General features: G+C 47.1%; 24 protein-coding genes and 1 other annotated feature. All 24 genes read left to right on the top strand.

The genetic code is table 11. From position 1 onward, the window contains the following. Positions 1 to 20: 20 nt before the first annotated feature. The 24 genes from gltX to rplC all read left to right on the top strand — a co-directional run bounded on the left by gltX (position 21) and on the right by rplC (position 25,502). Complete coding sequence (gene gltX, locus MKY97_RS25645; RefSeq protein ID WP_342552976.1) at positions 21 to 1,484, top strand: glutamate--tRNA ligase; 1,464 nt, start codon at positions 21 to 23, stop codon at positions 1,482 to 1,484. Positions 1,485 to 2,239: 755 nt separating this feature from the next. Next, positions 2,240 to 2,893 (top strand): serine O-acetyltransferase, encoded by a 654-nt coding sequence (cysE, locus tag MKY97_RS25640; protein ID WP_342552975.1) that lies wholly within the window; start codon positions 2,240 to 2,242, stop codon positions 2,891 to 2,893. Positions 2,894 to 2,958: 65 nt separating this feature from the next. Further along, the gene (gene cysS / locus MKY97_RS25635) at positions 2,959 to 4,359 is read left to right on the top strand and encodes a cysteine--tRNA ligase (RefSeq protein WP_342552974.1); all 1,401 of its coding nucleotides are present in this window, start codon (positions 2,959 to 2,961) and stop codon (positions 4,357 to 4,359) included. After that, positions 4,356 to 4,883: a ribonuclease III domain-containing protein gene (locus MKY97_RS25630; RefSeq protein ID WP_342552973.1), complete on the top strand. Its 528-nt coding sequence runs from the start codon at positions 4,356 to 4,358 to the stop codon at positions 4,881 to 4,883. The genes cysS and MKY97_RS25630 overlap by 4 nt, the downstream gene beginning before the upstream one ends. Before the next feature lie 51 nt (positions 4,884 to 4,934). Next, complete coding sequence (rlmB, locus tag MKY97_RS25625) at positions 4,935 to 5,681, top strand: 23S rRNA (guanosine(2251)-2'-O)-methyltransferase RlmB (RefSeq protein WP_342552972.1); 747 nt, start codon at positions 4,935 to 4,937, stop codon at positions 5,679 to 5,681. Positions 5,682 to 5,686: 5 nt separating this feature from the next. Further along, positions 5,687 to 6,208 carry an NYN domain-containing protein gene (locus MKY97_RS25620; protein ID WP_342552971.1) on the top strand — a complete coding sequence of 174 codons (522 nt, stop codon included), beginning with the start codon at positions 5,687 to 5,689 and terminating at the stop codon, positions 6,206 to 6,208. Between the two features lie 172 nt (positions 6,209 to 6,380). Continuing rightward, on the top strand, positions 6,381 to 7,025 hold the full coding sequence (gene sigH, locus MKY97_RS25615) for an RNA polymerase sporulation sigma factor SigH (RefSeq protein ID WP_024633601.1): 645 nt from the start codon (positions 6,381 to 6,383) through the stop codon (positions 7,023 to 7,025). Positions 7,026 to 7,334: 309 nt separating this feature from the next. After that, entirely contained in the window at positions 7,335 to 7,484 is a 150-nt protein-coding gene (gene rpmG, locus MKY97_RS25610) for a 50S ribosomal protein L33 (RefSeq protein WP_072735843.1), read from the top strand. Positions 7,485 to 7,504: 20 nt separating this feature from the next. Beyond that, entirely contained in the window at positions 7,505 to 7,696 is a 192-nt protein-coding gene (gene secE, locus MKY97_RS25605; protein ID WP_024633600.1) for a preprotein translocase subunit SecE, read from the top strand. A gap of 22 nt (positions 7,697 to 7,718) precedes the next feature. Beyond that, positions 7,719 to 8,252, top strand: coding sequence for a transcription termination/antitermination protein NusG (nusG, locus tag MKY97_RS25600; RefSeq protein ID WP_024633599.1), 534 nt, complete (start codon positions 7,719 to 7,721; stop codon positions 8,250 to 8,252). A gap of 68 nt (positions 8,253 to 8,320) precedes the next feature. Further along, positions 8,321 to 8,746 (top strand): 50S ribosomal protein L11, encoded by a 426-nt coding sequence (rplK, locus tag MKY97_RS25595; protein WP_017692062.1) that lies wholly within the window; start codon positions 8,321 to 8,323, stop codon positions 8,744 to 8,746. A 94-nt stretch (positions 8,747 to 8,840) separates the two neighbouring features. Next, on the top strand, positions 8,841 to 9,533 hold the full coding sequence (gene rplA / locus MKY97_RS25590) for a 50S ribosomal protein L1 (protein WP_342552970.1): 693 nt from the start codon (positions 8,841 to 8,843) through the stop codon (positions 9,531 to 9,533). 67 nt (positions 9,534 to 9,600) lie between these two features. Then, positions 9,601 to 9,748 (top strand) — a sequence feature (ribosomal protein L10 leader region). 23 nt (positions 9,749 to 9,771) lie between these two features. Next, complete coding sequence (gene rplJ, locus MKY97_RS25585) at positions 9,772 to 10,275, top strand: 50S ribosomal protein L10 (RefSeq protein ID WP_293203415.1); 504 nt, start codon at positions 9,772 to 9,774, stop codon at positions 10,273 to 10,275. A gap of 71 nt (positions 10,276 to 10,346) precedes the next feature. Continuing rightward, complete coding sequence (gene rplL / locus MKY97_RS25580) at positions 10,347 to 10,709, top strand: 50S ribosomal protein L7/L12 (protein WP_342552969.1); 363 nt, start codon at positions 10,347 to 10,349, stop codon at positions 10,707 to 10,709. A 96-nt stretch (positions 10,710 to 10,805) separates the two neighbouring features. After that, entirely contained in the window at positions 10,806 to 11,408 is a 603-nt protein-coding gene (locus MKY97_RS25575) for a class I SAM-dependent methyltransferase (RefSeq protein WP_342552968.1), read from the top strand. 412 nt (positions 11,409 to 11,820) lie between these two features. Further along, positions 11,821 to 15,366, top strand: coding sequence for a DNA-directed RNA polymerase subunit beta (rpoB, locus tag MKY97_RS25570; RefSeq protein WP_342552967.1), 3,546 nt, complete (start codon positions 11,821 to 11,823; stop codon positions 15,364 to 15,366). Between the two features lie 113 nt (positions 15,367 to 15,479). Next, positions 15,480 to 19,094: a DNA-directed RNA polymerase subunit beta' gene (gene rpoC, locus MKY97_RS25565; RefSeq protein ID WP_342552966.1), complete on the top strand. Its 3,615-nt coding sequence runs from the start codon at positions 15,480 to 15,482 to the stop codon at positions 19,092 to 19,094. A gap of 203 nt (positions 19,095 to 19,297) precedes the next feature. Beyond that, the gene (locus MKY97_RS25560; RefSeq protein WP_342552965.1) at positions 19,298 to 19,546 is read left to right on the top strand and encodes a ribosomal L7Ae/L30e/S12e/Gadd45 family protein; all 249 of its coding nucleotides are present in this window, start codon (positions 19,298 to 19,300) and stop codon (positions 19,544 to 19,546) included. 150 nt (positions 19,547 to 19,696) lie between these two features. Then, positions 19,697 to 20,119, top strand: coding sequence for a 30S ribosomal protein S12 (gene rpsL / locus MKY97_RS25555; protein ID WP_017692070.1), 423 nt, complete (start codon positions 19,697 to 19,699; stop codon positions 20,117 to 20,119). Positions 20,120 to 20,206: 87 nt separating this feature from the next. Beyond that, the gene (gene rpsG, locus MKY97_RS25550; RefSeq protein ID WP_145336474.1) at positions 20,207 to 20,677 is read left to right on the top strand and encodes a 30S ribosomal protein S7; all 471 of its coding nucleotides are present in this window, start codon (positions 20,207 to 20,209) and stop codon (positions 20,675 to 20,677) included. Between the two features lie 48 nt (positions 20,678 to 20,725). Next, positions 20,726 to 22,804 carry an elongation factor G gene (gene fusA, locus MKY97_RS25545; protein ID WP_342552964.1) on the top strand — a complete coding sequence of 693 codons (2,079 nt, stop codon included), beginning with the start codon at positions 20,726 to 20,728 and terminating at the stop codon, positions 22,802 to 22,804. A gap of 95 nt (positions 22,805 to 22,899) precedes the next feature. Continuing rightward, positions 22,900 to 24,090, top strand: coding sequence for an elongation factor Tu (tuf, locus tag MKY97_RS25540; RefSeq protein WP_111271023.1), 1,191 nt, complete (start codon positions 22,900 to 22,902; stop codon positions 24,088 to 24,090). A gap of 432 nt (positions 24,091 to 24,522) precedes the next feature. Further along, complete coding sequence (gene rpsJ / locus MKY97_RS25535) at positions 24,523 to 24,831, top strand: 30S ribosomal protein S10 (RefSeq protein ID WP_017692074.1); 309 nt, start codon at positions 24,523 to 24,525, stop codon at positions 24,829 to 24,831. Between the two features lie 47 nt (positions 24,832 to 24,878). After that, on the top strand, positions 24,879 to 25,502 hold the full coding sequence (gene rplC / locus MKY97_RS25530; protein ID WP_111271024.1) for a 50S ribosomal protein L3: 624 nt from the start codon (positions 24,879 to 24,881) through the stop codon (positions 25,500 to 25,502). Positions 25,503 to 25,512 lie beyond the last annotated feature (10 nt).

The raw sequence follows: 25,512 nt of genomic DNA, 5'->3' as shown, positions 1-25,512 counted from the left end.
TTAGAGACGGAGGGGATCATATGAGCGCAGAAATTCGGGTGCGCTACGCACCGAGCCCAACGGGACATTTGCATATCGGCAATGCTCGTACGGCACTGTTTAACTACTTGTATGCCAAACATAATAACGGCAAATTTATCATTCGTATCGAAGATACGGACGTGAAGCGGAACATTGCGGGCGGAGAAGAAAGCCAGCTGAAATACTTGAAATGGCTCGGCATCGAGTGGGATGAGAGTATTGATGTAGGCGGAGAATACGGGCCATACCGTCAGACGGAACGTCTGGATTTGTATCGCAAATATACGCAGGAACTGCTGGATAAAGGTCTGGCTTATCGCTGCTACTGCACGGAAGAAGAACTCGAACAGGAGCGCGAAGAGCAGTCAGCTCGTGGAGAGACCCCGCGTTACTCCGGCAAACACCGTGACCTGACACCAGAGCAGATCGAGGCATTTGAAGCTGAAGGCCGCGTGGCGAGCATTCGTTTCCGTGTACCTGCAGATCGCACATACACATTCAACGACATGGTTAAAGGCACAATCTCGTTCAACAGCAAGGAATCAGGCGACTTTGTCATTGTGAAAAAGGACGGCATTCCCACGTACAACTATGCCGTTGCCGTGGACGATCACTTGATGAAGATCTCCCACGTGCTGCGCGGGGAGGATCATATCTCCAACACGCCGCGTCAGCTGATGATCTATGAAGCGCTCGGCTGGGAGCCGCCGCAATTCGGTCATATGACGCTGATCGTGAACGAAAACCACAAAAAACTGAGTAAACGCGATGAATCCGTCATTCAGTTTATTGAGCAGTATGATCAGCTCGGCTATCTGCCGGAAGCGATGTTTAACTTCATCTCCCTGCTTGGCTGGTCGCCTGAAGGGGAAGAAGAAATTTTTTCACAGGAGCAGCTGATCTCTATCTTTGATACGAAGCGTCTGTCCAAGAGTCCGGCTGTATTCGACACACATAAGCTGGCACATTTGAACAACCATTACATCAAAAATGCTGACCCGGCACGAATTGCCGAGATGGCGATTCCGCATCTCCAAAAAGCAGGACGTCTTCCTGCGGACTTGTCTGCTGAGCAAAAAGAATGGGCGCATATGCTCGTGCATCTCTATCAAGAGCAGATGACAGCAGCTTCCGATATCGTGGAACTGTCCGAGGTATTCTTCCGTCCAGAGGTTGAACTGGAAAGTGAGGGTGCTGCGGTTCTTGCTGAGGAGCAGGTTCCCACGGTATTGAAGGCATTTGCTGATAAGGTTCAGGCCAGTGACGAATTTACGCCGAGCAAAATGGCTGCATTGATCAAGGAAGTGCAGAAGGAAACAGGCTTCAAGGGCAAACAGCTCTTCATGCCGATCCGCGTTGCTTTGACTGGACAGACACATGGACGTGATCTCAATCAGACCATTGTGCTGCTGGGCCGTGACACTGTCATAGAGCGTTTGCTGGCACAGGTGAAAGGTGCTTAAACAAGCGTTGTGAGAACGCCTGGTATTTCATAAGTGGAGCTAATCATTTACACAGAAACGGAGAGTACAGAAAAAACCTGAAAAAGCGAAGCGCTCGCCTAAAAGCTTTCTGCAAGAAAGCTGCATCGGAAGCATACGCTTATCACCGGATTTTCCCTTTGGAAAAGGGAATCCAAAAAATCTGGGGATAACAGCGATTGGAAGGTTATTCTGTCATCGGAGTGCTTGTGTAAATATTCATTAGTTCAACTTATGGAATTGGATTCTGCTGGTTGTCAGTAAGAAGGCTTTTCGCTATAATAGCAACACAAGGTTGAATTGTCATAATACGTTCATATAGAACAGCAAAGACCGGGAGAAGTAAGCTGATCCGGACAGACCCAGAGAGGATGGCCCCGCACGCGAGCAGGTATTAGATCTGTTTGGCGGGTGGTGGCTGCGAGCCGTCCACTGTCCAGCAGCCCGAAATGCACCCGTGAGCTGCACCGTCGAATCCGGCCCCGCCTCTGTCAACAAGATGAGGAAAACGTCAGGATAGATGGCGACGACTGGTTCCCGTTACCGAGCCGCCAGAGGGTTCATTCATTTCAGTCAAGATTGAAGAATGAACCAAGCAGAGTGGGACCGCGATTAACGCCTCTGCAGCTTCGTGCTGCAGAGGCGTTTTTTGTTTAGGCGAGTGCGCAGTATACTACCAAGGAACGCGCCGTCCGGCAAACCCGGAGGACGAGGACCTGAACAAGAGGGGAACGAGCATGTTCAAAAAGATCAGATCCGATATCCAGACGGTCTTTGAAAATGATCCGGCCGCCCGGAGTTGGTTTGAAGTGGTATTTACGTATTCTGGGCTGCATGCAATATGGGCCCATCGATTTGCCCACTATCTATACAAACGAAGATGGTTCTCGTTCGCCCGGTTCATATCACAGGTAAGCCGGTTTATGACAGGTATAGAGATTCATCCTGGGGCAACCATCGGCGAAAGGTTGTTCATTGACCACGGTATGGGGGTTGTCATCGGGGAGACCTGTGAGATCGGTGACGATGTCGTAATCTATCAAGGAGTAACGCTGGGTGGAACAGGAAAAGAAAAAGGGAAGAGACACCCGACAATTGGTAATAATGTGGTTATCTCATCTGGTGCCAAGGTACTGGGGTCGTTTCGTGTAGGGGATCAAAGCAACATCGGAGCTAACTCCGTTGTGTTAAAGGAAGTACCTGCGAACAGCACGGTGGTGGGAATTCCCGGAAGAATCGTCAAGCAGGATGGTCGGCGGGTGGATCGTCTCAATCAGCAGCTGCCTGATCCGGTTATTGATTCCCTGCGCAGCATGCAGCGCGAAATTGAGCGTCTGCAGGAGGAAGTGCGTACGCTGCAAAATACGCGTGAATCCGAAAAATGCACATAAATGCATAAGTAAACATAGAACATGGAATATAGTAAAGGCAGTTTAGGACGAAAGGAAAAGTGACTATGGCGCTGCAGATTTATAACACGATGAGTCGTACCAAAGAGGAGTTTGTACCACAAGAGCCTGGCAAAGTGAAAATGTATGTATGCGGACCAACCGTATACGACTACATCCATATTGGGAACGCACGTCCGGTGATCTTTTTCGACACCGTTCGCGGATATTTGGAGCAAACTGGACATGAAGTGAATTATGTCGTGAATTTTACGGATGTGGATGACAAACTGATTCGCAAAGCAGAGCAGCTGGGTACCGATGTTCCACATGTGGCAGAGAAATTTATTGCCGCTTATTATGCGGACCTTGAAGGACTTGGAATCCCTAAGGCCAGCAGTAATCCAAGAGTAACGGAGAATATGCCGCTGATTATTGATTTTATCCGTGAATTGGTTGACAAAGGTTTCGCATATGAGAATGGCGGTGACGTATATTATCGAACAGGCAAGTTCGAAAATTACGGTCAATTGTCGAAACAAAACCTGCAGGAACTGCAGTTTGGTATTCGGATCGGAGTAGATGAGCGAAAGGAGCATCCGGAAGATTTCGTGCTTTGGAAAGCAGCCAAGCCAGGCGAGATTTCCTGGTCCAGTCCTTGGGGAGACGGTCGTCCAGGCTGGCATATCGAGTGCTCTGCCATGGCAAGAGAATACCTTGGGGATACACTGGATATTCACGGCGGCGGACAGGATTTACAGTTCCCTCACCATGAGTGCGAATGCGCGCAGTCAGAAGCCATTACGGGCAAACCGCTCGCGAATTACTGGATGCATAACGGTTTTATTCGCATCGATAACGAGAAAATGTCGAAATCTCTCGGCAACGGTGTTCTCGTCAAAGACCTGCGCAGCGAGTACAAACGGGAAGCGATCCGTTACTTCATGCTGTCTACCCACTATCGTAACCCGCTCAATTTTACGGAAGATACAATGGAACAGGCGCAGAACAGCGTGGAGCGGATTTCCAACGCGGTAGGCAACCTGAAGCATCGTCTGAGTGCGGTGACTGTAAATCAGGAGGTTTCAGCTGAATTTGCAGCAAGATTAGAGCAGATTCGACAGCAGTATCACGAGAAAATGCAGGATGATTTCAATACACCGGATGCGATTACCGCGCTGTTTGAATGGGCTGCGGAAGCGAACCAGCTGCTGCAGCGGGATGTGGTTAATGCCGCTGCGATTCATGCACTGCTTGAACTGTTCAACGAACTGAATGCTGTGCTGCGAATCTATACAGAGGTTGAACCCGAGCTGCTGGATGAGGATATTGAACGATTGATCGCAGAGCGTGTGGAAGCACGTAAGTCGAAGAACTGGGCTCGTGCCGATGAAATTCGCGATGAGCTATCTGCCCAGGGTATCCTGCTGGAGGATACAGCACAGGGAATGAGATGGCGGCGCAAATGAGCAAAGAGAAGGAAAAGATTTTGTCTGCATCTGTCGAAGGGTCTGAAGAGGCCGATCAGTCTACCCGGACTGTGCCAAAGAATAAGGCAGATGTACTGGATGGTGGATGGTTTCCTTATCCGCCTTCCAGACCTGCCCGGCTGATCCCGCCAATTGCACTGGCATACATTGGCGATGCTGTATATGAAGTTGCCGTGAGGCAGTATCTGTTATCCAAAGCAAACATGCGTCCTAATCATCTGCACCGAAGTGCAACCAAATTGGTATCTGCCAAAGCACAAAGCCGCATACTGAATAGTATTGAGGCTGAATTGACGGCAGAAGAACTGGATATTGTCCGGCAGGGACGAAATGCCAAGTCCGGCAGTGTTCCGAAGAATGCGGATGTGCTGGAGTACAGACATGCAACAGCATTTGAATGTCTGATCGGCTATCTGTACAGCAGCAGTCAGCATGATCGAATGATCCAGCTGATCGGACTCGGGATTGAGCAGGCGGAGCAGGCCTCTGCTTCAGCAGAATAACTTTGGTATAAAACATATATAACAAGCAATTAAAGAGAGGAACGAACAAGGATGGAAGAAGAATGGATTGCCGGTAAACACTCCGTAACGGAGGCGCTGCGGTCAGGCCGGACCATTAATAAAATATGGATCGCCGATACGGCGCAGAAACATCTAACGCAGCCGATCATTGCGGAAGCAAAAAAACAGGGGATTGTCATTCAGCATGTGGACAAGCGCAAGCTGGATCAGACGGTTCCCGGTATTCAGCATCAGGGTGTGGTTGCTCAGGCGGCGCCTTATGCCTATGCTGAGGTTGAAGATATTTTAGATGCAGCCAAGTCCAAGAATGAGCAGCCGTTTATTCTTTTGCTGGATGAGATCGAAGATCCCCATAATCTGGGCTCCATTCTGCGTACGGCAGACTGCACAGGAGCTCACGGTGTCATTGTTCCCAAACGGCGCTCAGCTTCAGTAACGGCAACCGTGTCCAAAACATCGGCAGGTGCAGCGGAGTATGTTCCTGTTGCCCGCGTAAGCAATCTGGCACAGACCATTGACCGTCTGAAAGAAGAGGGCGTATGGGTTGTAGGTACGGATGTTACTGCGCGTGAAGCTGTTTTTGGCAATGGTGTATTCACAGGTCCGGTAGCACTCGTAATCGGAAATGAGAACAAAGGCATGGGCCGTCTCATTCGCGAGAAATGTGACGTACTGGTCAAACTGCCGATGCAGGGTCAGATTAATTCCCTGAATGCCTCCGTGGCAGCGGGTGTTGTCATGTACGAGGTGCTTCGCTCCCGCCAAGCACAGGGATAGATGATATGGCTGATTCCCGTGATGTGCTTCTAGTAGACGGGTACAACATGATTGGTGACTGGCCGGAATTATCCAAGTTGGCAGAAAGCGGGCTGGAAGAGGCGAGGAACAGATTGCTCTTCCGGCTTGCGGACTACCAGGCCTTCTCCGGCCGCCGAGTCATTGTTGTGTTTGACGCTTACCTTGTGCCAGGACTCGGTAAATCCTTTACACAGAGCAGAGTTCAAGTTCATTTTACAAAGGAAAAAGAGACGGCAGACGAATGCATCGAGAGACTCGTTCGGGAACTAAGCATGCGAAGACGCCAAATCTATGTAGCAACCAGCGATATGGTAGAGCAACATGTCATCTTCGGACAGGGAGCGCTGCGTGTGTCCGCCAGAGAGCTGCTGATTGAAGTGGAGCAGAACGAAAAGGAGCTCCAGCAGCGGCTTGCGGAAGACCAAGCCAGATCAACACGTAATACAATCGGAGGGAAATTAAGCCCGGATATTTTGAAGCAGTTTGAACGCTGGAGACGAGGCTGACAGCGGACTTTTTACAAATTTTACAATAATGAAACTATTGACAATTATGTTATAGCTGTTCTTTTTTAGGCAGGGCGTGGTTGACGATGGGAGGTACCATCATATATACTTGTCCTATATTTCATAGAGTAGAGTAACGGGGTACCTTGCGTTGCAGCCGGAGGGATTGTCTGTGAGTGTCGACCTCAAAGATATCATGTTATCCAAGTATGATTACCAAAGTGACGAAGACATTGTCGAAGCGGTCCGTGAAGGCGAAAGCGAAGCGCTGGAGTTTTTGATCAACAAGTATCGCAACTTTGTACGCGCCAAGGCAAGATCTTATTTTTTGATCGGAGCTGACCGGGAAGATATTATTCAAGAAGGAATGATTGGCCTTTACAAATCGATTCGTGATTTCAAAGGGGACAAGCTTGCTTCTTTCAAGGCTTTTGCCGAACTGTGCATTACAAGACAGATCATTACGGCGATCAAGACAGCCACACGTCAGAAGCATATTCCGCTTAATTCTTATGTATCTCTGGACAAGCCCATTTATGATGAAGAGTCTGATCGTACGTTACTCGATGTGATTTGTGGAACTCAGGTCAGTGATCCGGAAGAATTGATTATTAACCAGGAGGAGTTCGTAGGCCTGGAAGATAAAATGTCCGAGATTTTAAGTGACCTGGAACGTAAAGTGCTGATGTTGTATCTGGACGGGAGATCTTATCAAGAAATTGCAGTGGATCTGGACCGTCATGTGAAGTCCATTGATAATGCCTTGCAGCGCGTGAAGCGCAAACTTGAAAAGTACCTGGAAGTTCGAGATAATTGAACAAAAGTTGTTGTCGTTGATGGAAAAGGCTCGGTGTTTGAGTCTTTTTTTATTGTCTGAAGTTTATATTGTTCAGGATTGATAAATACTAGTAATCGCTCGGTTCATGCCGGAGCAGTGAAAAAATCAGAGATGAGAGATACGTGCGTTTTGTGCAGAAATAATACCCAATGATGAAAGGTTATTCTTTCATTGACATGCTTATACCCTTGTGATAAAGTGTTTTAGGTAGGCCTATTTTACGGCTTTTTTTTCAGGATCAATTTAGAGACTCTGCTTCAATGTGGAAGTCTTCGGGAGGTGTACATCATGCGGGTAATTATTACTTTGGCTTGTACGAACTGCAAACAAAGAAATTACACTACGACAAAAAACAAGCGTAATCACCCCGACCGCATGGAGATGAAGAAATTTTGCAAGTTTTGTAACGAGCAGACTTCTCATCGCGAAACCAGATAGTTTTTGGAGGTGTAGTCGGCGTGAAACGTAGTTTCAAATCTCTGATTTCCTTTTTCTCTGAAAGCTGGGCTGAACTTAAAAAGGTTCGCTGGCCTAATCGTAAAGAGCTGACGAACTACACGTTAATCGTACTTGGTACTGTTGTGGTTATGACGCTGTTTTTTTGGGTCGTAGATATCGGCATCTCCGCTGTGATCGAAGCGATTATTTAAGAAGGGTCCCAGGTGGCTTGATATGGAAAAAAGATGGTACGTCGTTCATACCTATTCAGGGTATGAAAATAAGGTCAAAGCCAATTTGGAAAAACGCGTAGAGTCCATGGGCATGGAAGACAAGATTTTCCGCGTTCTTGTTCCGATGGAAGAAGAAGTGGTGAACAAAGACGGTAAGAAAAAAACCGTTATGCGTAAAGTTTACCCCGGTTATGTCTTGGTCGAAATGGTTCAGACGGATGATTCTTGGTATGTTGTTCGCAATACACCGGGTGTTACCGGCTTTGTCGGTTCGACAGGTTCCGGTTCCAAACCAACAGCTCTGCTGCCAGAAGAAGTGGAACAAATTCTGAAGCACATGGGTATGGTTGAACCTAAGCCTAAAATTGAATTCGATATTAAGGAATCCGTACGAATCAAAGTCGGTCCTTTTGCGAATTTTGTGGGCTCCGTGGAAGAGATTTTGGTAGACAAAAGCAAGCTGAAGGTACACGTCAACATGTTTGGACGGGAAACGCCGCTTGAGTTGGAATACACCCAAGTGGAGAAGATATAGTTTCTTCAAGTTTCTTGTGGGAGGGCTGTGAAGCCCGCTAACCACTATTTTGCAAGGAGGTGTCAATCATGGCAAAAAAGGTAATCAAAATGGTAAAACTGCAGATTCCAGCAGGTAAAGCGAATCCAGCACCGCCAGTAGGTCCGGCATTGGGTCAAGCAGGTGTCAACATCATGGCATTCTGTAAAGAGTTCAACGCTCGTACAGCTGATCAGGCGGGATTGATCATTCCAGTTGAAATCTCTGTATTCGAGGACCGTTCCTTTACATTCATCACTAAAACTCCACCGGCGGCAGTTCTGTTGAAAGTGGCAGCGAAAGTTGAAAAAGGATCCGGCGAGCCGAATAAGAAAAAAGTTGCTACCGTTAAACGTGATGCGGTACGTCAAATCGCGGAAACAAAAATGCCTGACCTGAATGCTGCTGACGTTGAGTCCGCAATGCGTATGGTCGAAGGTACTGCCCGCAGCATGGGTATCACCATCGAAGACTAATTTTCACATGAAACATGGCTTCGTAAAGCCGGCCGATTCGCGGCCGGTCAATGTGGGAGGTATATCCGCTAAAACCACAAAGGAGGAATAAAACATGGCTAAACACGGTAAAAAATACCTGGAAGCTGCTAAGCTGATCGACAGCGAAGCAACTTACGAGCCTTCAGAAGCTGTAGAGCTTGTGAAAAAGGCAGCTACTGCAAAATTCGATGAAACAATCGAAGCGGCAGTTCGTTTGGGCGTAGACCCACGTAAGCAAGACCAGGCAGTACGTGGTGTTGTTGTCCTGCCACACGGTACAGGTAAAACACAACGCGTATTGGTATTTGCAAAAGGTGACAAAGCGAAAGAAGCGGAAGCGGCTGGCGCGGACTATGTTGGTGATGCAGACATGATCAACAAAATCCAACAAGGCTGGTTCGAGTTCGACGTCTGCGTAGCGACACCAGATATGATGAGCGAAGTAGGTAAATTGGGCCGTCTGCTCGGCGGTAAAGGCCTGATGCCTAACCCTAAAGCCGGAACGGTAACTTTCGATGTATCCAAGGCTGTTCAAGAAATTAAAGCCGGTAAAATCGAATATCGTCTGGATCGTGCAGGTCAAATTCATGCACCGATCGGTAAAGCTTCTTTCTCTTCCGAGCAGTTGAATGAGAACTTTAAAGCTCTCATGGACGCTCTGAACCGTGCTAAACCGGCGGCAGCAAAAGGTGTTTATCTGAAGAATGTAAGTCTTTCTTCTACGATGGGCCCTGGCGCACGCGTGAATGCAGCAGCTTTTAGATAAAATGTCTTGACAGGTTCGGCCTGTTCTGATATTCTATAAAAGTTGTGAGTCCGAGTGACTGACCGTTGACATTTGAATATGCTTGCCGTAGACAGTAGGTGCCATATGGCTTAATTTCCTACCGAGGTGTGATTATACAACTTGAAACGATGCAAATCGGATGCGAGTATATATCAAGCCTTCGTGATTCTACGGAGGCTTTTCTTAATGGGATAAATTTGATCAGGAGGTGTACAGATTGGCAAACGCAAAAGTGATTCAAGCAAAACAAGAATCCGTTGATGTAGTAACAGCAAAATTGCGCGAAAGCGCGACGACTGTTGTTGTTGACTATCGTGGATTGAACGTTTCCCAAGCTACTGAACTGCGCAAGCAGCTTCGTGAAGCTGGTGTAGAATTCCAAGTGCTGAAAAACACATTGCTTCGCCGTGCAACTGCTGCAGCAGAATTGACAGAACTCGATAGCGTTCTGACAGGTCCTACTGCAATTGCATTCAGCGGAGAAGATGCTGTAGCTCCAGCCAAAATTCTGAACGACTTCGCGAAAAAGAACGATGCACTGAAATTGAAAGGTGCTGTCGTAGAAGGTCGCGTAATTGGAGTAGAAGAAGTTAAGGCGTTGGCAGAACTGCCATCCCGCGAAGGTCTCCTCTCCATGCTCCTCAGCGTGCTTCAAGCCCCTATGCGCAACTTCGCGCTTGCGGTTAAAGCCGTTGCAGAAAAAGAAGAACAAGGCGCGTAAGCTGCTTGATCTGAATACTGCTTAGCAGTAATGAAATACAAAAAAATAAAATTATATATGGAGGTTCAATCATGAGTAAAGAGCAAATCTTGGAAGCAATCAAAGGCATGACTGTACTGGAACTGAACGATCTTGTTAAAGCAATCGAAGAAGAATTCGGCGTAACTGCTGCAGCTCCAGTAGCTGTTGTAGGTGGCGGTGCAGCTGCAGCTGAAGCTGAGCAATCCGAGTTCGACGTAATCTTGACTAACGCTGGTGCTTCCAAAATCAACGTTATCAAAGCAGTTCGCGAAATCACAGGTCTTGGCCTGAAAGAAGCAAAAGAACTGGTTGACAACGCTCCAAAACCACTGAAAGAAAAAGTGGCTAAAGAAGAAGCAGACTCCATCAAAGCTAAGCTTGAAGAAGCTGGCGCTACAATCGAAGTTAAATAATTTAGCTTATCCAAGCTGAATGAACAAAACAACAAACCCCTTGACTTATCAAGGGGTTTGTTGCTGTAAATGTAACTATGGAAAGTGAGTGAGGGCATGTCCAATCATTATTATTCGGACAAACCACAAGTGGCGCATGATCGTAAGGACGCAGAAGCGGTCCTCCGCGGATTTAGTCTGCGGCTGGTGACGGATGCTGGGGTTTTTTCCAAAAACGGAATCGATTATGGCAGCAGGGTGTTAATTGATGCAATGGAACTGCCGTCAGGTGCTCATGTTCTTGATGTGGGATGTGGTTACGGGCCAATCGGGCTTACAGCAGCAAAACTTGTACCGGATGGGCATGTCACCATGATCGATATCAATGAGAGAGCCGTTGAGCTTTCCAGAGAAAATGCCAAAGCAAACGGCATTACCAACGTTACGATTATGCAGAGTAATCTACTAACTGAAGTAAACAAGCGGGATTTCGACGTGGTCTTGACTAATCCTCCGATTCGGGCGGGCAAAGAAACAGTACATGCTATCTTTGACCAGGCATATGACCATTTGAAGGTTGGGGGGGCGTTATGGATTGTCATTCAAAAGAAACAAGGTGCACCTTCTGCAAAAGCGAAGCTGGAATCGTTGTTTTCACGAGTGGATGAAGTAACGAAGGATAAAGGCTACCGAATCTTCAAAGCGGTAAAGGAAGAGTAGAGGAACTGTGAGAGGTTCATTCGAATTTGTAAAGTAAGCAGGGGATCATTTTTTTTGCAATAGGACTATTGACTTGAAATTCAAGCCGTGGTATAGTTGTAAAATGTCAGTATTAAGATGCCCTACTTGGCTTTAGCTAACTGAAAATGTCAACCTTTTTTACGCCGAACCGGGCTTATTATGCCTATGTTTGGCGTATAATATGTACATTTTGGGCAAACTGGGGATAAGAATGATTTGGAAAGACATCCGCCGATCAAAGTTGCTCTTTTATCGAACGACATTTCGAATAAGGGCTTTTCTTTATTTGCGGGTGCATTGCTTTGCTCTGTATGTGTACCATTATAAGGTTACAAACAGAGGTTCGCAACGAAATTTTTAAAGTGAGTAGACATTGAGGGGTGAGTTTAAGTTGGCAGGACATCTTGTTCAATATGGTCGACGCACTCGGCGCAGTTATGCACGAATTAACGAGATACTCGAAGTTCCGAACCTGATTGAAATCCAACAAAAATCATATGATTGGTTTTTGGAGGAAGGGTTGCGCGAAATGTTCCAAGATATCTCGCCGATCCAGGATTTCACAGGCAACTTGATTTTGGAATTTATCGATTACAGTCTCGGAGAACCGAAGTATACAGTAGATGACGCGAAAGAGCGCGACGTTACTTATGCAGCACCACTTCGGGTCAAAGTCCGGCTCATTAATAAGGAAACCGGAGAAGTCAAAGAGCAGGAAGTATTCATGGGAGATTTCCCGCTGATGACCAGCACCGGAACATTTATTATTAATGGTGCGGAACGGGTTATTGTCAGCCAGTTGGTTCGCTCTCCTAGCGTTTACTTCAGTACCAAAGTAGATAAGAACGCCAAAAAAACGTATACCGCTACAGTAATTCCTAACCGCGGCGCTTGGCTCGAACTGGAGATGGACGCGAAGGACGTTGTTTACGTTCGGATCGACCGTACGCGTAAAATACCGGTTACGGTTCTCCTGCGTTCTCTTGGTTTTGGCACAGACGCTGAGATTCTGGATTTGCTCGGTAATGACGAATATATCCGCAACACGCTGGACAAAGACAACACGGACTCTACGGAAAAAGCTCTCATTGAAATCTATGAGCGTCTTCGTCCGGGCGAGCCGCCAACGCTGGATAATGCGAAAAGCTTGCTCGTAGCACGTTTCTTTGATCCAAAACGTTATGACCTCGCAAATGTGGGTCGTTACAAAATCAATAAAAAGCTTCACATCAAAAACCGTTTGTTTAATCAGCGCTTGGCAGAGTCTCTGATCGATGCTGAAACAGGCGAAATTATTGCAGAAGCAGGTCAAATGGTAGACCGTCGTTTGCTCGACGAGATCATGCCTTACCTGGAGAAAAGCGTTGGCTTCCGTACGTATCATGTAGGCAACGGCGTTTTGGATGCCAATGATATCCCGATGCAAACGATTGATGTTTTTTCACCAATTGAAGATGGTAAAGTGGTTAAGCTGATTGCCAATGGCGACATTGACAAGTCCGTGAAAAACATCACGCCAGCGGACATCATTTCTTCCATCAGTTACTTCTTGAACCTGCTGCATGGCATCGGAAGCACGGATGATATCGACCACTTGGGTAACCGTCGTCTGCGCTCTGTTGGTGAGCTTTTACAAAACCAGTTCCGTATCGGTTTGTCCCGTATGGAGCGTGTGGTTCGTGAGAGAATGTCCATTCAGGATGCAAACGTCATTACACCTCAAGCATTGATCAACATTCGTCCGGTCATTGCATCGATTAAAGAGTTCTTCGGAAGCTCCCAATTGTCACAGTTTATGGATCAAACGAATCCGCTGGGTGAGTTGACGCATAAACGGCGTCTGTCCGCACTCGGACCAGGCGGTTTGACACGTGAGCGTGCCGGCATGGAAGTCCGTGACGTCCATCCATCCCACTATGGCCGGATGTGCCCGATCGAGACACCAGAGGGACCGAACATCGGTTTGATTAACTCCTTGTCGACGTTTGCGCGTGTGAACGAATATGGCTTCATTGAAGCTCCGTATCGTTGGGTTGATCCGAAGACGGGTGTCGTAACCGAGCAGATCGATTACCTGACAGCAGACGAAGAGGACAACTATGTTATCGCTCAGGCGAATGCGAAGCTGAATGAAGACAGTACCTTCGCAGAGGATGCGATCATTGTGCGTTACAACAAACAGTCGGATAACATCCTTACGATGCCGAGTGAGCGAGTAGACTACATGGACGTATCTCCTAAGCAGGTTGTGTCGGTCGCTACGGCGCTCATTCCGTTCCTTGAGAACGATGACTCCAACCGTGCCCTGATGGGATCAAACATGCAGCGGCAGGCGGTTCCGCTCTTGATTCCTAAAGCTCCGCTTGTAGGAACAGGTATGGAACACAAAGCTGCCAAAGACTCCGGTGTATGTATTGTTGCCGAATATGACGGAATTATTGAACGTTCCTCTGCGAACGAGATTTGGCTTCGTCGTGTAGAAGAGGTAGACGGCCAGGAAGTCAAAGGCGATATCGTTAAATATAAATTACACAAATTTATGCGTTCGAACCAAGGAACATGCATCAACCAACGTCCGATCGTGAAAAGAGGTGCTGCTGTCAAAGCTGGCGACATTCTTGCTGACGGTCCTTCGACGGAAATGGGTGAACTTGCTCTTGGACGCAACGTTGTTGTTGCCTTCATGACTTGGGAAGGTTACAACTACGAGGATGCGATCCTGCTCAGCGAAAAACTCGTTAAGGAAGATGTTTACACATCCATCCACATCGAGGAATATGAGTCGGAAGCTCGAGATACGAAGCTCGGACCTGAAGAGATCACACGTGATATCCCTAACGTTGGGGAAGAAGCGCTGCGTAATCTGGATGAGCGTGGTATTATCCGCATCGGTGCCGAAATTGCTGCTGGCGACATTCTCGTTGGTAAAGTTACGCCGAAGGGTGTGACGGAACTGACTGCAGAAGAGCGTCTCCTGCACGCGATCTTTGGTGAAAAAGCACGTGAAGTGCGTGATACATCGCTGCGTGTACCACACGGTACGGATGGTATCGTTGTTGACGTGAAAGTATTTACCCGTGAAAACGGAGATGAACTGCCACCAGGTGTTAACCAGCTCGTTCGTGTCTATATTGCCCAAAAACGGAAAATTTCCGAGGGTGATAAAATGGCCGGACGTCACGGTAACAAAGGGGTCGTGGCCCGCATCTTGCCGGAAGAGGATATGCCTTTCCTGCCAGACGGTACACCGGTTCAGATCGTTCTTAACCCGCTGGGCGTACCTTCCCGGATGAACATCGGTCAAGTACTCGAAGTTCACTTGGGTATGGCGGCAATGCAGCTGGGGATCCACGTGGCAACACCTGTATTCGACGGAGCGAAAGAGTATGACGTCTTCGATACGATGGAAGAAGCAGGTATGCAGCGTAATGGTAAAACCGTGTTGTATGACGGACGTACAGGTGAAGAGTTTGAACGTGAAGTTACCGTTGGTGTCATGCACATGATCAAACTGGCACACATGGTTGACGATAAAATCCATGCCCGTTCCACAGGTCCTTACTCACTAGTTACGCAGCAGCCGTTGGGTGGTAAAGCCCAATTTGGTGGTCAGCGTTTCGGGGAGATGGAAGTTTGGGCGCTTGAGGCGTACGGTGCCGCTTATACACTGCAAGAAATCTTGACGGTTAAATCCGATGACGTTGTGGGTCGGGTGAAAACGTATGAGTCCATTGTCAAAGGCGAGAACGTACCGGAACCAGGTGTTCCTGAATCGTTCAAAGTATTGATCAAAGAGCTGCAAAGCTTGGGTATGGACGTTAAGATTTTGAGTGAAGATGAGCAGGAGATTGAAATGAAAGAAATGGACGATGAAGATGACGCTGCGAGCGACAAGCTCAGCCTCAACCTTGAGGGTACAGAGGTCGGAGCGGAATAATCGCTTCGGGCGCAAGATGACCGGCGTTTTTCATCAGGCTCGCGTCATGCTCCGGCCTTGGCTGGAGCAGGCGTAACCTAGAATACAGGAATTAGGTTAAGGAGGGTTGCTCCTTGTTGGACGTCAACAATTTCGAATACATGAAGATCGGGCTTGCTTCCCCAGAGAAAATTCGTTCTTGGTCCCGCGGAGAAGTGAAAAAACCGGAAACGATCAACTATCGTACGTTGAAACCGGAAAAAGAAGGGCTGTTCTGCGAAAAGATTTTTGGCCCTACAAAAGACTGGGAATGTCATTGCGGTAAATACAAACGCGTTCGTTATAAAGGCGTTGTCTGTGACCGCTGTGGCGTTGAAGTAACACGTGCGAAAGTTCGTCGTGAACGGATGGGCCATATTGAGCTTGCTGCTCCGGTATCGCATATCTGGTACTTCAAAGGTATTCCGAGCCGTATGGGTCTCGCATTGGATATGTCTCCGAGATCTCTTGAAGAGATCATTTATTTTGCATCATATGTAGTAACCGATCCAGGAGAAACTCCACTGGAGAAAAAACAGCTGTTGTCCGAGAAGGAATATCGCAGCTACCGTGAAAAATACGGATACGGCTTCCAAGCCGGCATGGGTGCAGAAGCAGTTAAAAAATTGCTTCAAGACCTCGATGTAGAGAAAGAGCTTGAATTCCTGAAGGAAGAGCTTCGTACTGCACAAGGCCAGCGCCGCAACCGTGCAATCAAACGTTTGGAAGTTATTGAAGCATTCCGCAACTCTGGGAACAATCCGGAGTGGATGATCATGGATGTACTTCCTGTTATTCCACCGGAACTTCGTCCGATGGTACAGCTGGATGGCGGACGTTTTGCTACGTCTGACTTGAATGACCTGTATCGCCGTGTAATTAACCGGAACAACCGTCTAAAACGTCTGCTTGACCTGGGCGCGCCGGATATCATCGTGCAAAATGAAAAACGGATGCTGCAGGAAGCTGTTGATGCGTTGATCGATAACGGTCGTCGCGGTCGTCCTGTTACAGGTCCGGGTAACCGTCCTTTGAAATCCCTCAGCCACATGCTGAAAGGTAAACAAGGTCGTTTCCGTCAAAACTTGCTCGGTAAACGTGTTGACTATTCCGGCCGTTCCGTTATCGTTGTCGGACCATACCTGAAAATGTATCAGTGCGGTCTGCCGAAAGATATGGCACTGGAACTGTTCAAGCCTTTTGTGATGAAAGAGCTTGTGAATAAAGGGCTTGCCCACAACATCAAGAGCGCAAAACGTAAAGTTGAGCGTGTAAGTCCTGAAGTATGGGATGTTCTTGAAGAAGTTATCAAGGAGCATCCGGTTCTTCTGAACCGTGCCCCTACGCTTCACCGTCTCGGTATTCAAGCGTTTGAACCGATTCTGGTTGAAGGTAAAGCAATTCGTCTTCACCCGCTCGTATGTACGGCGTACAATGCCGACTTTGACGGTGACCAAATGGCCGTGCACGTTCCATTGTCCGCTGAAGCACAAGCGGAAGCACGTATTCTGATGCTTGCATCAGGCAACATTTTGAACCCGAAAGACGGTAAACCGGTTGTAACTCCTTCCCAGGATATGGTTCTTGGTTCGTACTATCTGACGATGGACAACAAAGAAGAGAAGGGTACAGGTATGGTTCTGCGTACAGTCAATGAGGCTGTATCTGCATACCAACGGGGTACTGCTGGTCTGCATGCACGTGTAGCGATTCCGGTTAAAGCGCTTGGTAAAACAAGCTTCACGGAAGAGCAGCAAAAAGGCATGCTGTTAACAACGATCGGTAAAATTATCTTTAATGAGATTTTCCCGGCAAGCTTCCCTTATATCAATGATGCGACGCGTGCAAACCTGTATCAAGGTACAGCCGATCACTCATTCGTATATGAGAAGGGTGCTGACTTGAGAGAAGCAATCATGAATGCTCCTCAAGCAGGCGGTGTCGGTAAAGAATATCTGGGCTCTATCATCGCACGCTGCTTTGAAATTTATCACACAACCGAAACTGCGGTTATCCTCGATAAAATCAAACAGCTCGGATTCACATACTCTACGCGTGCCGGTATTACCGTGGCCGTGTCTGACGTAATCGTTCCGGATGAGAAAACAGACATTCTGAAACAGTCTGAGGAGAAGGCACAAATTGTTACGAATCAGTACCGTCGTGGTCTGATCACGAATGAGGAGCGCTATGACCGCATCATCGATATCTGGTCGAAATCCAAAGATGATATCACAGATATCCTGATGAAATCGATGGATCGTTACAACTCGATCATGATGATGGTTGACTCCAAAGCACGGGGTAACAAATCGCAAATCACACAATTGGGTGGTATGCGTGGTCTGATGGCCAACCCGTCTGGTCGAATTATCGAACTCCCAATCAAATCGAACTTCCGTGAAGGTCTGACAGTACTCGAGTACTTTATTTCCACTCACGGTGCGCGTAAAGGTCTCGCGGATACAGCCCTGCGTACAGCCGACTCAGGTTATCTGACTCGTCGTCTCGTAGACGTAGCCCAAGACGTAATTGTGCGTGAAGACGATTGTGGTACAGATAAAGGCTTTACCGTTAGTCGTATCCAGGATGGTAAAGAGGTCATTGAAGATCTCTACGACCGTATTGAAGGCAGATACTGCTTCGAGACTGTTCGTCATCCGGAAACGAAAGAGATTATTGCCGGCCGCAATGAACTGATCGACTCTGATAAAGCAGAAGCGATTATCAAAGCTGGCGTAACCAAATTGCAAATCCGCTCCGTTCTCAGCTGCCGTGCAAGTCATGGTGTCTGCAAGAAGTGTTACGGTCGCAACCTTGCGACAGGTAAACACGTGGAGATTGGTGAAGCGGTTGGTATTATTGCAGCACAATCCATTGGTGAGCCAGGAACACAGCTTACCATGCGTACGTTCCATACCGGCGGTGTAGCCGGAGACGACATTACGCAAGGTTTGCCGCGTATCCAGGAGTTGTTTGAGGCTCGTAACCCTAAAGGTCAAGCAACAATCAGTGAGATTGATGGTGTGGTTAAAGAGATTCGCGAAGCGAAAGATCGTCGTGAAATCGAAATTCAAGGTGAAGCGGAATCCAAAGTGTACTCTGTTACTTACGGTTCCCGTGTCCGCGTGAGCGAAGGCATGGAAATCGAAGCGGGTGACGAGTTGACAGATGGTTCCATCGATCCAAAAGAAATGCTGCGCATCAAAGGCGTACGCGGCGTACAGAACTACATCTTGCAGGAAGTACAGCGCGTATACCGTAACCAGGGCGTAGAAATCAATGACAAACACGTTGAAGTTATGATCCGTCAAATGCTGCGTAAAATCCGTATCGTAGATGCGGGAGATACAACGCTGCTGCCGGGATCATTTGTGGATACCCATGAGTACGAAAGAGCCAACAAAATTGCGATTCTGAGTGATAAAGAGCCTGCGGTTGCAAAACCAATCCTGCTCGGTATTACAAAAGCATCCCTTGAAACAGACTCCTTCCTCTCTGCGGCATCGTTCCAAGAGACAACACGTGTATTGACAGATGCGGCGATCAAAGGTAAAGTCGATCAGCTGCTCGGTCTGAAGGAAAATGTAATTATCGGTAAATTGATCCCTGCCGGTACAGGTATGAACCGTTACCGCAGCATCAAATTTGCTGAACCAGAAGACGGCCAATCTTCCGTGGAAGAGTTGGAACCTGTTTCTGTAGATTAAATAAGTATTTTCTCTTCATGTGAGAGTAAAGAATGTGTGTTTCAGGAGGAGGACGTTTGTACAATTGAGACGGACGAATCCTGATCTACACAAACTTTATAAAATCTTTTAGGATTAGCATTGACAATGCTTGCGCTAGATGCTAATATATCAAAGGTGCGTGGGCAGCTGATTGTAATTGGTCCTATTCGGAGGAATGTACAATGTCTAATGAAAAAGGCTTGCAAGATGCTCATGTCAAGATTGGTACCAAACAGACCATGCGGACAGTGCAGACAGGAATGGCTTCTGAAGTCTATGTCGCAGAGGATAGTGATCCGCAGCTCACTTCCAAAATCATTGCTTTGTGTGAACAGCACAATGTGAAGTACACGAGAGTGGACACAATGAAAAATCTCGGCAAAGCGTGCGGGATTGGAGTGGGAGCAGCTATGGCTGCTGTCGTAAAATGATAGGGTAAGGAACGTTTTTGTCCGAGAACATTTAAGGATTCTCCAAGGCAAAAACTTTTCATTTGTCTTTTTATGAACCGCCTGGGTCTGTGGGCTTAGATAAAGGTTTGTAAAGAAACATGAATAATTGAGGAAGGGGGTGGCAATCACATGCCAACTATTAACCAACTGGTTCGTAAAGGACGTCAAGCTAAAGTTGAGAAGTCAAAATCACCAGCTTTGCAAAAAGGGTTCAACGCTTTGAAACGTGAATCCACTAACATCAGTGCCCCACAAAAACGTGGTGTCTGCACTCGTGTAGGTACAATGACTCCACGTAAACCGAACTCTGCACTTCGTAAATATGCCCGTGTTCGTTTGACGAACCGTCTCGAGGTAACTGCTTATATCCCGGGAATCGGACATAACCTTCAAGAGCACAGTGTGGTATTGATCCGCGGAGGTAAAGTAAAAGACCTTGCAGGGGTTCGTTATCACATCGTTCGTGGAGCTCTCGATACTGCAGGCGTGAACAACCGTATGCAAGCTCGTTCTAAATACGGTGCAAAACGTCCAAAAGCTAAAAAAGCCTAAATTATGATAAGCAGGTTGCCTGAAAGCCTTCTGGCTTAGGTCTGGAAGGTACAGGGACTGCTGAACAAGAAAGAAAGGGGGATATCCATGCCACGCAAAGGTCCAGTTACGAAAAGAGACGTGCTGCCAGATCCGGTATACAACTCCAAGTTGGTTACTCGTTTGATCAACCGCATCATGCTCGACGGAAAACGCGGTGTTGCTCAAAGCATTCTGTATAATGCGTTCAAGTTGATTCAAGAACGTACGGGTAATGACCCGATGGAAGTATTTGAGACAGCAATCAAAAATATCATGCCAGTCCTGGAAGTTAAAGCTCGCCGTGTCGGCGGTTCCAACTACCAAGTACCAATCGAGGTGAAACCAGAGAGACGTACTGCTTTGGGTTTACGTTGGCTCGTGAACTACTCCCGCAACCGCGGTGAGAAAACAATGGAAGAGCGTTTGGCGGCTGAGATCATCGATGCTTCCAACAACACAGGCGCTTCCGTTAAGAAACGCGAAGATACGCACAAAATGGCTGAAGCGAACAAAGCGTTTGCTCACTACCGTTGGTAGGATTCAGTTCACAATAAAAAACTTCAATTTTGAAGGGAGACCCATTTCATGGCTAGAGAGTTCTCCTTGAAAAATACACGTAATATCGGGATCATGGCTCATATTGATGCGGGTAAAACCACGACAACTGAGCGGATCTTGTTTTACACAGGACGTACGCACAAAATCGGTGAAGTTCACGAAGGCGCTGCGACAATGGACTGGATGGAACAGGAACAGGAGCGCGGAATTACGATTACTTCCGCTGCGACTACCGCTGCTTGGAAAGGCCACCGCGTAAATATCATTGATACCCCGGGACACGTTGACTTCACTGTTGAAGTTGAACGTTCCCTTCGTGTATTGGACGGAGCAGTAGGTGTATTCAGTGCGAAAGAAGGCGTTGAGCCTCAGTCTGAAACTGTATGGAGACAGGCTGACAAGTACGGCGTACCTCGTATCGCATACGTAAACAAAATGGATATCATCGGCGCTGACTTCTTGAACGTTGTATCTGACATGCGTGATCGCCTTCAAGCGAACGCAGTTGCGATTCAACTTCCGATCGGTGCTGAAAATGATTTCAAAGGTATCATTGATATCGTTGCACAACGGGCTCATATGTATAAAGATGATCTCGGACAAGATATCGAAGAAACTGATATTCCTGCGGAATTCGTTGAGCAGGTTGAAGAACTTCGCAACGAATTGATTGAGCGTGTTGCAGAACTTGACGAAGAATTGACAATGAAATACCTGGAAGGCGAAGAAATCTCTATCGATGAGATCAAAGCCGCTCTCCGTAAAGGTGTAGTAGAGGTTAAAATCTTCCCAGTTATCTGTGGTTCCTCATACCGCAACAAAGGTGTTCAACTCATGTTGGACGCTGTTATCGACTACTTGCCAGCTCCAACTGATGTTCCTTCTATTACTGGACATCTTGAAGATGGAACTGAAGCAGTTCGTAAGTCTTCCGATGAAGAGCCATTCTCTGCATTGGCCTTCAAAATCATGACTGACCCTTACGTTGGTAAATTGACATTCTTCCGCGTATACTCCGGTGTACTTCAATCCGGGTCTTATGTATTGAATGCAACTAAAAACAAACGTGAGCGTATCGGTCGTATCCTTCAAATGCACGCAAACAGCCGTCAAGAGATCACTGAAGTTTACTCCGGTGATATTGCAGCAGCTGTAGGTTTGAAAGATACAGGTACAGGTGATACACTATGTGATGAGAAACACCCGGTTATCTTGGAATCAATGAACTTCCCTGATCCGGTAATCGAAATCGCTGTTGAACCTAAAACCAAAGCTGACCAAGATAAAATGGGTGTGGCTCTCGGTAAGTTGACAGAAGAGGATCCAACTCTTCGCGCTCACACTGACGAAGAAACAGGCCAAACCATCTTGGCAGGTATGGGTGAGCTTCACCTTGATATCATCATCGACCGTATGCGTCGTGAGTTCAAGGTGGATACTACTGTGGGTAAACCACAAGTAGCTTACCGTGAAACATTCCGTGCTCCAGCGCGCGTTGAAGGTAAATTCGTACGTCAATCCGGTGGTCGTGGTCAATACGGTCACGTATGGGTTGAGTTCGAACCTCTCGAGCCGGGTACAGGCAGCCAGTTCGAAAGTAAGGTTGTCGGTGGTTCGGTGCCAAGAGAATACATTCAACCTGCACTGTCAGGGATTGAAGAGCAAATGAAAAACGGCGTAATCGCAGGCTTCCCGCTTGTAGACGTTAAGGCTACAATTGTAGACGGATCTTACCATGATGTCGATTCCAACGAGATGGCATTTAAAATTGCCGGATCTATGGCGCTGAAAGCAGCGAAAGACAAATGTAGTCCAGTTCTGCTTGAGCCAATCATGAAAGTAGAAGTAACTGTTCCAGAAGAGTACATGGGTGACGTAATGGGTATGTTGAACTCCCGTCGTGGCCGCATTGAAGGTATGGATTCCCGTAGTGGAGCTCAAATCATCCGTGCTAAGGTGCCTCTCTCTGAAATGTTTGGTTACTCTACAACTCTTCGTTCCGGTACTCAAGGACGCGGTGTATTCTCCATGGAGCTCTCTCACTATGAAGAAGTTCCTAAGAGCATTGCAGAAGAGATCGTTGCCAAAACAAAAGGCACCGAGTAGTTTTCTCACACTGGATGCTTGTGCTTGAAACCTGGTTTGAAGCACCGCATTCAGTGAAAACATAAAATTATAATTTCTAAGGAGGCCACGTTCAAATGGCAAAGGCTAAATACGAACGTACTAAACCACACGTTAACATTGGTACTATCGGTCACGTCGACCATGGTAAAACAACTCTGACTGCTGCAATCACAACTGTATTGTCCAAAACTTACGGTGGTGCAGCAATCGCTTTCGATCAAATCGATAAAGCTCCAGAAGAGCGCGAGCGCGGTATCACAATCTCAACTTCACACGTTGAGTACGAAACTGACACTCGTCACTACGCTCACGTAGACTGCCCAGGTCACGCCGACTATGTTAAAAACATGATCACTGGCGCGGCACAAATGGACGGAGCTATCCTGGTAGTATCCGCAGCTGACGGCCCAATGCCACAAACTCGTGAGCACATCCTGCTCTCCCGTCAAGTAGGCGTACCATACATCGTTGTTTTCTTGAACAAATGTGATATGGTTGAAGACGAAGAGTTGTTGGAACTGGTTGAGATGGAAGTTCGCGACCTTCTTAACGAATACGAGTTCCCAGGTGATGATACTCCAATCACTCGTGGATCCGCTCGTGAAGCTCTGCAAAACCCTGATGGTGAGTGGGCTCAAAAAATCGTTGAGATGTTCAAAGAGATCGACACTTACATCCCACTGCCTGAGCGTCAAACTGACAAACCTTTCTTGATGCCTGTCGAGGACGTATTCTCCATCACTGGTCGTGGTACCGTTGCTACAGGTCGTGTAGAGCGTGGTACTGTTAAAGTCGGCGAAGAGGTTGAGATCGTTGGTATCGTTGAAGAAACTAAAAAATCCGTAGTTACGGGCGTTGAGATGTTCCGTAAATTGTTGGATTCCGCACAAGCGGGTGACAACATCGGTGCATTGCTGCGTGGTGTTGACCGTACTCAAATCGAGCGTGGTCAAGTACTTGCTAAACCAGCATCTGTTAAACCACACACAGAGTTCACTGCACAAATCTACGTTTTGACTAAAGAAGAGGGTGGCCGTCATAAGCCTTTCTTCACTGGATACCGTCCACAGTTCTACTTCCGTACAACTGACGTAACGGGTATCATCAACCTGGCAGAAGGTACTGAAATGGTAATGCCTGGTGACAACGTTACTGTAACTGTTCAACTGATCTCTCCAATCGCGATCGAAGAAGGAACTAAGTTCTCTATTCGTGAAGGTGGACGTACAGTTGGTGCGGGTTCCGTAGCATCGATCCAAAAATAATTTGGCTTTTGCCAAATGAGCATAAGTAACAGTGTACTGTAACGAGTAACATTGTATTGTAACGAAGCTTCGGAAGAGTTCTTTATCCGACATCGGATAAAGAACTCTTTTTTAATGTCAACGTTTCGGAACCTTCGTCATCTAAAATGAACAAGATTTATCTTATAGATTGATAGGTTAGGCAGCCTGGATATTGGTGAAAACATTGTACTAACATAGTCGATTCTCTTGAAAAGACCAGTTTGAATGTTTTTTTTAAATATGCTTGCAATACGCCCATCTTTTCTATATAATAATGAATGTTGTTCTTGTGACGTTGCGATGATGTGAGAGGTTACTGGCACACCCGGCCCCTTTGCCATGGGAGAGTGGTCAGAAAATTTTCACGGAGTATGTCCGATAAAAAATTGGGCGATAGAAGGAGGGACTAAAATGGCAAAGCAAAAAATTCGTATTCGTTTGAAAGCTTACGACCACAGAATTCTTGATCAATCCGCGGAGAAAATTGTTGAAACAGCAAAACGTTCGGGTGCAGGTGTATCCGGTCCGATTCCGCTTCCTACTGAAAAACAAATCATTACTATTCTTCGTGCGGTGCACAAGTACAAGGATTCTCGGGAGCAATTCGAACAACGCACACATAAGCGTTTGATCGATATTGTTAACCCGACTCCACAAACTGTGGATGCCTTGATGCGCTTGGATCTGCCGTCCGGTGTAGATATCGAAATTAAATTGTAATATATAGCAGCAAACAAGACCACGTATAAAGGAAAAGAGGTGTCAACATGAAAGGTATCTTAGGAAAAAAACTTGGAATGACTCAAGTGTTTACCCCTGAAGGTAACGTAGTTCCAGTAACGGTTATCGAAGCAGGCCCTTGTGTTGTTTTGCAAAAGAAAGATATTGAGAACGATGGCTACGAAGCAGTTCAAATCGGTTTCTCCGATAAGAAAGAGAAAAATGCTAACAAGCCAGAAGCAGGACACGCTAAAAAAGCGAATACTGCACCTAAGCGCTACGTTCGTGAGCTTCGCGGCATCAACATCGCGGAATATGAAGTTGGCCAAGAATTGAAAGCTGACATTTTCGCTGAAGGCGAGTTCGTTGACGTAACGGGTATTTCTAAAGGTAAAGGTTTTGCCGGCGTAATCAAACGTTGGGGACAAAGCACTGGACCTATGTCACACGGTTCGCGTTACCACCGTGGCCCGGGTTCGATGGGTTCGATCCAAGCTAACCGCGTTCCTAAAGGCAAACGCCTTCCAGGACATATGGGACATGATACTGTTACAATTCAACGTCTTGAAGTTGTTAAAGTAGACGCTGAGCGTAACGTGATTCTTGTTAAAGGATCCATCCCAGGTCCAAAGAACAGCCTTGTAAGAGTTAAAGAAACGGTGAAAAAATAACCACTGAAGA

The organism is Paenibacillus sp. FSL R7-0652 (assembly GCF_038595045.1).
GTDB lineage: Bacteria > Bacillota > Bacilli > Paenibacillales > Paenibacillaceae > Paenibacillus.
The sequence above is the reverse complement of the archived record's forward strand: the minus strand, read 5'-3'. Positions and strand labels throughout refer to the sequence as shown.

Bases quoted from the DNA above. Each gene is read 5' to 3' on its own strand.
- gltX (WP_342552976.1), top strand. From the start codon at position 21: ATGAGCGCAGAAATTCGGGTGCGCTACGCACCGAGCCCAACGGGACAT.
- cysE (WP_342552975.1), top strand. From the start codon at position 2,240: ATGTTCAAAAAGATCAGATCCGATATCCAGACGGTCTTTGAAAATGAT.
- cysS (WP_342552974.1), top strand. From the start codon at position 2,959: ATGGCGCTGCAGATTTATAACACGATGAGTCGTACCAAAGAGGAGTTT.
- MKY97_RS25630 (WP_342552973.1), top strand. From the start codon at position 4,356: ATGAGCAAAGAGAAGGAAAAGATTTTGTCTGCATCTGTCGAAGGGTCT.
- rlmB (WP_342552972.1), top strand. From the start codon at position 4,935: ATGGAAGAAGAATGGATTGCCGGTAAACACTCCGTAACGGAGGCGCTG.
- MKY97_RS25620 (WP_342552971.1), top strand. From the start codon at position 5,687: ATGGCTGATTCCCGTGATGTGCTTCTAGTAGACGGGTACAACATGATT.
- rpmG (WP_072735843.1), top strand. From the start codon at position 7,335: ATGCGGGTAATTATTACTTTGGCTTGTACGAACTGCAAACAAAGAAAT.
- nusG (WP_024633599.1), top strand. From the start codon at position 7,719: ATGGAAAAAAGATGGTACGTCGTTCATACCTATTCAGGGTATGAAAAT.
- rplK (WP_017692062.1), top strand. From the start codon at position 8,321: ATGGCAAAAAAGGTAATCAAAATGGTAAAACTGCAGATTCCAGCAGGT.
- rplA (WP_342552970.1), top strand. From the start codon at position 8,841: ATGGCTAAACACGGTAAAAAATACCTGGAAGCTGCTAAGCTGATCGAC.
- rplL (WP_342552969.1), top strand. From the start codon at position 10,347: ATGAGTAAAGAGCAAATCTTGGAAGCAATCAAAGGCATGACTGTACTG.
- MKY97_RS25575 (WP_342552968.1), top strand. From the start codon at position 10,806: ATGTCCAATCATTATTATTCGGACAAACCACAAGTGGCGCATGATCGT.
- MKY97_RS25560 (WP_342552965.1), top strand. From the start codon at position 19,298: ATGTCTAATGAAAAAGGCTTGCAAGATGCTCATGTCAAGATTGGTACC.
- rpsL (WP_017692070.1), top strand. From the start codon at position 19,697: ATGCCAACTATTAACCAACTGGTTCGTAAAGGACGTCAAGCTAAAGTT.
- rpsG (WP_145336474.1), top strand. From the start codon at position 20,207: ATGCCACGCAAAGGTCCAGTTACGAAAAGAGACGTGCTGCCAGATCCG.
- fusA (WP_342552964.1), top strand. From the start codon at position 20,726: ATGGCTAGAGAGTTCTCCTTGAAAAATACACGTAATATCGGGATCATG.
- tuf (WP_111271023.1), top strand. From the start codon at position 22,900: ATGGCAAAGGCTAAATACGAACGTACTAAACCACACGTTAACATTGGT.
- rpsJ (WP_017692074.1), top strand. From the start codon at position 24,523: ATGGCAAAGCAAAAAATTCGTATTCGTTTGAAAGCTTACGACCACAGA.
- rplC (WP_111271024.1), top strand. From the start codon at position 24,879: ATGAAAGGTATCTTAGGAAAAAAACTTGGAATGACTCAAGTGTTTACC.